Source organism: Devosia insulae DS-56, assembly GCF_000970465.2.
GTDB lineage: Bacteria > Pseudomonadota > Alphaproteobacteria > Rhizobiales > Devosiaceae > Devosia_A > Devosia_A insulae.
On record NZ_LAJE02000405.1, the window covers coordinates 1 to 7082 of the forward strand.

At 64.5% G+C, this 7082-nt stretch carries 8 protein-coding genes; 4 read left to right on the forward strand and 4 right to left on the reverse strand.

Annotated features, from left to right (window positions below; all coding sequences use genetic code 11):
• From VW23_RS27655 to dusA, 3 genes are all read left to right on the forward strand, one after another.
• A partial coding sequence (locus VW23_RS27655; RefSeq protein ID WP_069912694.1) for a dihydrofolate reductase family protein occupies positions 1–469 on the forward strand: 469 nt, incomplete at its 5' end.
• Between the two features lie 371 nt (positions 470–840).
• Positions 841–2436 (forward strand): S1 family peptidase, encoded by a 1596-nt coding sequence (locus tag VW23_RS27660; protein ID WP_069912695.1) that lies wholly within the window; start codon positions 841–843, stop codon positions 2434–2436.
• Positions 2437–2838: 402 nt separating this feature from the next.
• Entirely contained in the window at positions 2839–3828 is a 990-nt protein-coding gene (gene dusA, locus VW23_RS27665) for a tRNA dihydrouridine(20/20a) synthase DusA (protein WP_069912696.1), read from the forward strand.
• Between the two features lie 10 nt (positions 3829–3838).
• Here the strand turns inward: dusA and VW23_RS27670 are convergent, their stop codons facing one another.
• From VW23_RS27670 to VW23_RS27685, 4 genes are read right to left on the reverse strand one after another with little or no spacing between them, the layout of a single operon-like run.
• Complete coding sequence (locus VW23_RS27670) at positions 3839–4126, reverse strand: hypothetical protein (protein WP_069912697.1); 288 nt, start codon at positions 4124–4126, stop codon at positions 3839–3841.
• Complete coding sequence (locus VW23_RS27675; RefSeq protein ID WP_069912698.1) at positions 4123–4614, reverse strand: nucleoside deaminase; 492 nt, start codon at positions 4612–4614, stop codon at positions 4123–4125. Before VW23_RS27675 ends, VW23_RS27670 begins: the two co-directional genes overlap by 4 nt.
• A 41-nt stretch (positions 4615–4655) precedes the next feature.
• A complete protein-coding gene (locus tag VW23_RS27680; RefSeq protein ID WP_069912699.1) occupies positions 4656–5342 on the reverse strand; it encodes a retropepsin-like aspartic protease family protein in 687 nt (228 codons plus the stop codon).
• Between the two features lie 52 nt (positions 5343–5394).
• Positions 5395–6282: a LysR family transcriptional regulator gene (locus VW23_RS27685; protein WP_069912700.1), complete on the reverse strand. Its 888-nt coding sequence runs from the start codon at positions 6280–6282 to the stop codon at positions 5395–5397.
• Positions 6283–6400: 118 nt separating this feature from the next.
• Here VW23_RS27685 and VW23_RS27690 point away from each other — a divergent pair, with 118 nt between their 5' ends.
• Positions 6401–7033, forward strand: coding sequence for a glutathione binding-like protein (locus VW23_RS27690; protein WP_069912701.1), 633 nt, complete (start codon positions 6401–6403; stop codon positions 7031–7033).
• Positions 7034–7082: the final 49 nt, after the last annotated feature.

Sequence of the window (7082 nt, forward strand, 5' to 3'; positions counted from 1 at the left end):
CCGGTTGGCCCAGTATAGCCAGCCGCAGCGGATGGTCTTCGGGGCCTCGACTTTCCGCGATTTCATCGAGATGCTCGCGGCCGCCACCGAAGGATCCGAGGTCAACGATGCCTGGATCGGTCGGCTGCGGAACCTGCCGGCGACCGTGGTGTCGAGCACCCTCGCGGGACCGCTCGACTGGCCGGACGCAACCATCGCCGGTGGCGACGGCGTCGATATCGTCGCCCGGCTCAAAGCAGAGTCGCCGGTGCCGTTGCGCTCGCACGGCAGCCTGTCGCTCAACCGTGCTCTGATGGCAGCCGGCCTCGTCGACCGCATTCAGCTGACGATCTTTCCGGTGATCACCGGAAAGACCGGCTTGCGCCCGATCTTCGCCGACGCCGCCGACTTCGATCTCGAACTGATCGAGAGCCGGACATTTGACGGCCACACCCAGCAACTCATCTACCGGCCCCAGCTGCACGCCTGAGGCGTACTCCGCGTCCTGTATTCGGCTGCGGCAAGCAGGGATCATGCGCAGATATCACTGGCGTAAGTTCGGTCGAGCGCGCACCGTGGCCGACTATTCTTCCTCGCCGCAATTGTACAAACACGCATGCAGTTCTCCGGTCAGTGGAGGGCATATGTCCAGGTCCCTCGCCTCGTTGGCGGCGTCCATTGCAATGTCCTGTTCTTTGGTCAAATACTATATTGGGGGCGCGACGGCATGATTAGAGCGGTGTCGATGTCTTTGCTCATCGGTACGGCACTTGGATCGAGCATCGTCATCCAGAGCTGACCAAGTTCGGGCTCGCCTGCCTCCGGGCGATACTGCCGCAAAGGTTGCGGGGAGAGGGTGGCATGGCAGGCTTCAGGGGGATTATCGAGGATGCGCGCAAGGCCAATCGAGATCACAACCTTCGCGGCTTGACGGAGGCGTGCGAGCGCCTCGCCGCCGAACTGCCCGAGCCGCGCTCCGCTGCCGCGGCCCTCGGCGTCACGCTGCTGAAGGAACTGAGGAACTGGCGGCGATACGACCATATTCAGGCGGTGGCCGAGGCCTTCATCAAAGCCGGTTATCGCACCCCTCGGATTTGGACGATCTACGCTCAGGCCCTCGTCGATCGCGGCAACCAGGTGGCGGCGATTGGCATATTGGGAACCCTGCTCGCCGAGCCCACCGACGAGATGGATGCGGAGATGTCGGAAATCCACGGCATTCGCGGTCGGGCGTGGAAGGACATTGCCTACGAGGCGATTGGCCTAAAGCGGCGCGGTGTGGCGGCTCGCGCACTTGAGCGCGCGTCGGAGTATTACCGCAAGGGATTGGCGACGAAGCCAGAGGACCTTCACATGCTGGCCTGGCATGGCGCGCAGCTCGTCGCACTTGCCGCATTCGCGAAACGGCATGAGCTCGATACCGGAATGGCGCCGCACCATCAGCTCGCCGAACGGATTCGTGCCAGGATGACCGCGGCTCACGCTGGCGGCAATCATGATCCCTGGACCCTCGGCGCCGCCGGCGAGATGGCGGTGGCGTTCGGGGATCTTGAGGAGGCGCTGCAATGGTACAGCCTGGCGATTGCCACGAAGCGCACCGATGCCTTCACGCTGGCCAGCATGCATCGGCAGCTGTCCCAGATCTGGGGGATCGGCGCGACAAGTGCCGGCTCCACCATTGAGGGGCTCCTGCTCGATGCGCTGATGCGCCAAGGCGGCGAATTTCAGCTCTCACGAGCGAGTGCTGAGCAACTGCAGGCGAGAATAGGCGGGGCACAACCGGTATCCGTCCGTTCCATCCGGCACGCCCTCAGGGCGGCGGAGTCGGTCGCCATGATACGCTCCGGCTTTTCGCCGCTGGGGACCGGGTTTCTGACCACTGCCCAGAGCCTTGGTCTTGACGCTGAAATCGGGCTGGTCGTCGTGACCAACGCCCATGTGGTCAGCAACCCACCACAAGGCGGCGCTGCCTCGCCGGACGACGTCCAGGTCACCTTCGAGCTTTCGAAGCCGGACGTTGAGTACACGGTGGACCGCATCGTCAAATGCCTTCCGGTGCAACAGCACGACTGCACCGTCTTGAAGCTGAAGGGCGAGATAGATCTCAAGCCGTTACCCGTGAGCGATATGCCCGACGTGCTACCCAAGGATCCGACGGCCGTCGTCATCGGCCACCCGCTGGGGCAGGAGATATCGTTCTCCTTTCTCGATGGCCGGCTCCTTGGTTTCGAGCCCAAGGCCGACGACGATCGACCGCAACGCATGCACTATCGCTCGCCAACCGAACGGGGCAGCTCGGGCAGCCCCGTCTTCAATCGCAACTGGCAGGTGATTGGACTCCATCACCGATACCTTCCGAACGCCACGCCGCTAAACAACAAACCCGGTACCTATGAGGCCAACGAGGGCATCTCGATCGGCTCGATCTGCCGCGCATTCCGGTCGGGCAGGGGATGAAACCGCCGCCACTAGGCGTGGCGACGAGATCTGTTTTTGCTCGGAGAACTCTGCAGAAGATGCCCGAGTGGTTTGACCTGCGAGCACCATCAACACGGTGGAGGCCACCAGCGAGCGGCTGCTGACGACCTGTGGAGAGTTCTATCCATTCGACCACACCGCCAGCTTTGGGCAACCGGCGCGCCTCGCTTCGGCGTGTGCGGTGCTGGTTGGTGATGGGCTCGCTGCGTTGGACGGCGAACTTGCCAAGTTTGGCGAACGGCGCACCCTGACTTGCAGCAAATGGGAAGCTGGTGGCCCCTTGATCGCTGTTCAGCCTGGCTTTCGGATGTGATATGGCAGCTGCTCCATTGCTCAGCCCGATCGGGCATTGAACCGACTGAGAACAAAACGCACATAGAAATGAACGGCTTAGACAGACGTTTCTCCGTAGCACCGATGATGGATTGGACGGATCGGCATTGCCGCTATCTGCACCGTCTGCTCACGTCGCGCGCGCTGCTGTTCACCGAGATGGTGACCAGCGCGGCAGTGGTGCATGGGCCGCGTGAGCGGCTGCTCGGGTTCGATCAGGTCGAGCAACCGGTAGCGCTGCAGCTCGGCGGTTCCGACCCCAGGGAGCTGGCTGAGGCGACCCGCATCGCCACCGAATTCGGCTATCGCGAGATCAACCTCAATGTCGGCTGCCCGTCCGACCGCGTGCAGTCTGGGCGCTTCGGCGCCTGCCTGATGGCCGAACCGGACCTCGTCGCCGAGTGCGTTCGCGCCATGCGCGATGCCACCGACGTGCCGGTGACGGTGAAGTGCCGCATCGGCATCGACGACCAGGACACCGAGGAAAGCCTCGACCGCTTCGCCGACGCCATGGTTGCGGCCGGGGTCGAGGCCCTTTACGTGCATGCCCGCAAGGCCTGGCTCAAGGGTCTGAGCCCCAAGGAGAACCGCGAGATCCCGCCGCTCGACTATCCGCGCGTCCATCGCCTGGCCGAGCGACTTAGGCCGCTGCCGGTGATGATCAATGGCGGCATCAAGACTATCAAGGACGCCGAGGCGCACATGGCGCGCCTGTCCGGCGTCATGCTCGGCCGCGTCGCCTATCACGATCCCATGCTGCTGACCCTGGTCGACGAACGCTTCTTCGGCACGCCCAAAAAGACCATCGAGATGCGCGATGTGATGCTTGCTATGGCCGACTATGCCGAGCGCGAGATCGGTAAGGGCGCCCGGCTCAACAATATCACCCGCCACATGCTGGGCCTCGCCAACGCCCGCGCTGGCGCTCGCACCTTCCGTCAGATCCTCAGCGTCGACGCTGCCAAGCGCGGCGCCGGTCCGGAGGTGATCATGCGGGCGTTCGACGCGCTCGAACCGGAACTGCAGCTGGCGGTCTAGCTTGCCGCCGCTAGCGGTTTCGCCTCGAGGCGTAAGCGAGTGCGACAAGGCCGAGCAGAACGGCCAGGATAGGCACCGCCAAGCCGATTGCGCCAACAACGATCGAAGACCAATCGAGGCTGGAGACTTCGACGCCGTTGATGACGTCAAACCTCAGGTAGTCGTCACCGACCTCGTTGGAAACGAGCAACGAGGTGATCGCTGCGGCTGCAATCAGCGAAACGGCAGCACAGATCGCGGCAGGGACCAGCAGTGCCGAGAGCGCGGGCCGGACACTGGGGAGCTCGCTCCGGCTCACCCCTCGTCCTTCCAGAAATCCGCTTGCAGCTGTGCCGCTTCCTCGGCCAGGAGCGGGCCGACGATCTCGGTCGGCCGCTGCCCGGCTTCGAACACGATGTGACAGGGCAGGTCGAGGGTCGGGTTTTCCTCGTGCGCACCAGTCTGCGCCTTCAGGTCGCGCTCGGTCTGGCCGAACACCACCCGGCCAATCCCCGCCCAGTAGATGGCGCCCGAGCACATGGCGCAGGGCTCGGCCGAGGTATAGAGCGTGCAGTCCTTCAGTTCTTCGAGGCTGAGGTTTTTCGCCGCCCACGAGGCCAGCAGCTTTTCGGCATGCGCGGTGCGGTCGCCGCCTTCCGAACTGTAGCCGTTCCCCTGTTCGCGCAGCACCTTGCCGGACTTGTCGGCGAGGAGGGAGCCGAACGGATGGTCGCCGCCATCGCGCGAGCGCTTGGCGACGGCAAAGGATTGGCGCAGCAGGGCTTCGTCATAGGGGCGAGCGGGCATCGAGGTCTCCGTGATTTCAGGAGACTATGCCCGAGCCCGGGTCAGTCGACCAGTTCGAGCGCGTTGCCGCTCACCGCATAGCGGCTGAGCGTGCCAAGGAAGGTCATGCCGAGCAGGCTCTGCTCCAGCGCCCCCTGTTCGGCGATGAAGGCGCGCACATTGTTGCGGACGATCCCGCCCACCTCGACTTGGTCGAGTGTCACCGCCGCCGCCTTGCCGGTGCCGTTGGCGGTGGAGACCGAGATGTCGTAGCGCAGCGTTTCCGTCGCGTAGCCGGCCTTCTGCGCATCGTCATGCGTCAGCACCACGGCGCTGGCGCCGGTATCGAAGATGGTGCGGATGTCGGAGCCGTTGATCGTGGCGTTGATCTGGAAATGCCCGTCGCGACCACCGCGGAAAGTAGCGCTGCCGCGCTCGCCGTCGACCACGGCGATCCCCGGCATCAGCTCGCCGAACACCCGCGATGCCACCAGCGTCAGGTCGTCGCGATAGGTGTAGCCGACCAGCACCACGCCGAAGATACCAGCCCACAGCACCAGATTGCCGAACAGCTCGGAGAACTTGTAGCGCCGCGAGAACAGCCCGCCGGCGATGAAGATCAGGATGGCGACCAGTGGCAGCAACTGGCCGAGCTGGTCCTGCGTGAGGCCGACCATCGACCCCGCGTCGGCGCTGACCAAGAGGGCCAGTCCGATGGCGATGACGAGGGCGAAACCGATGAACAGCATGCAAGTCCCTTAGCTGATGCTCTCCACGATAATGGGGAGCCGCAAGCGCAATTCAAGCAGTGCGATGGCCGGAGAACAGTGAACTCTGCGCGACCAACCCGTCGCCGACGATATCGAAGAAGGCCCTGACTCGCGCCGTCTTCTTGAGGTCAGCATGGGTGACGATCCACAGCTCGCGTGTCAACTCAATGACCGGTCCGGCGCCAGCCCGGACGAGACCCGGCTCGATATCGCCGAGGTAGCAGGGCAGCACCGCATAGCCGATCCCGGCCTTGGCGGCGGTGAACTGATTGATCAGGCTGTTGGCGCGATAGACGATATGACGCGGCTCGATTGTCTCGCCCAGCCAGTCGGCGGCCGCGATTCCCGTCACTTCGGCGCCCCAGCCGATGAAGTCGCGCCCGGCAATATCGTCCAGCGGCCCAAGCGATGGCGCGCCATAAATGGCCCAGGCGATGTCGGCGAGTTTCCGTCCGAACAGGTCCGGCTCCTTGGGCCGCGTTACCCTGAGCGCGATGTCGGCCTCGCGACGACTGAGGCTCAGCACCCGGTTGTCGACGACGAGCTCGACCACGATCCCCGGATGTGCCTCACGGAACCGCGCCAGTTGCTCGGTCAACACGCTGTAGGCCAGCGTTTCGGACGAGGTGACGCGCAGTGCGCCAGTGAGGCGCTGGTCGCGCCCACCAACCTCGCGGCTCAGTGCATCCGCCTCCGTCTCCACCCGCTCGGCGGTGGTGGCGACCCGCTCGCCCTCGGTCGTCGTCTGGTAGACGCCGCCCGGCAAGCGCTCGAACAGGCGTACTCCGAGCTTCTCCTCCAGCGTATTGAGCCGCCGGAAGGCGGTGGAGTGGTTGACGCCGAGCGCCGTGGCGCCGCCGCCAAGCGTACCGGCTCGTGCAATGGCCAGCACCAGCTTCAGGTCGTTCCAGTTTTCCATGTCGCTGGCATAGCAGTTTTTGTGTTTGCAATCATGCAAATGCCGATGGCGAAATCACCATTCGCCTTTCGCTGGCGCAGCAACTAGCTCTTCGGCATCACCAACCGGAGAGACTGAAATGCAGCTCTACTACCACCCCTATGGATGCTCGCTCGCCCCAGCCATCGCCGCCGCCGAAGCCGGCATCGCACTGGATCTGGTCTATGTCGACATCATCGGCGAACCGCATAGGCTGGCCGATGGCCTGCTCTACAGCGAGATCAACACCCGCAACTACGTGCCGCTGCTCGGGCTCGACGATGGCACCGAAATCAGCGAGGCCGGCATCATCCTGCAATATCTCGCCGACCTGAACCCGGCGGCTGGCCTGGCCCCGGCACAGGGCACGACCGAGCGGCGGGAACTCAACCAGTGGCTGACCTTCCTCGGCACCGAACTGCACAAGACCTACTCGCCGTGGCTGTTCCACCCCGAGGTCGGGGAGCTGGCGCAGGACTATGCCCGCAGGCGCGTCGCCGCCCGCTACGCCATCGTCGAACGGCAGCTGAGCGGCAGGACCTGGCTGTTGGGCGAGAGCTTTACGGTCGCTGACGCCTACCTGTTCGTGATGGTCAACTGGGCGGCCGCCGCCAAGACGCCGCTGACTGACTTCCCCAACCTCCGCGCCTGGTTCGACCGGATGAAGGCGCGTCCGCAGGTCCGCGCGGCGTTGAAGCTCCACTCCGCCAGCCCAACCGCGCAGGCCGCGTAACGCCGCCTCGCAGGGAGGCTTTTGCTCCCCTCCCCCTTGAGGGGAGGGG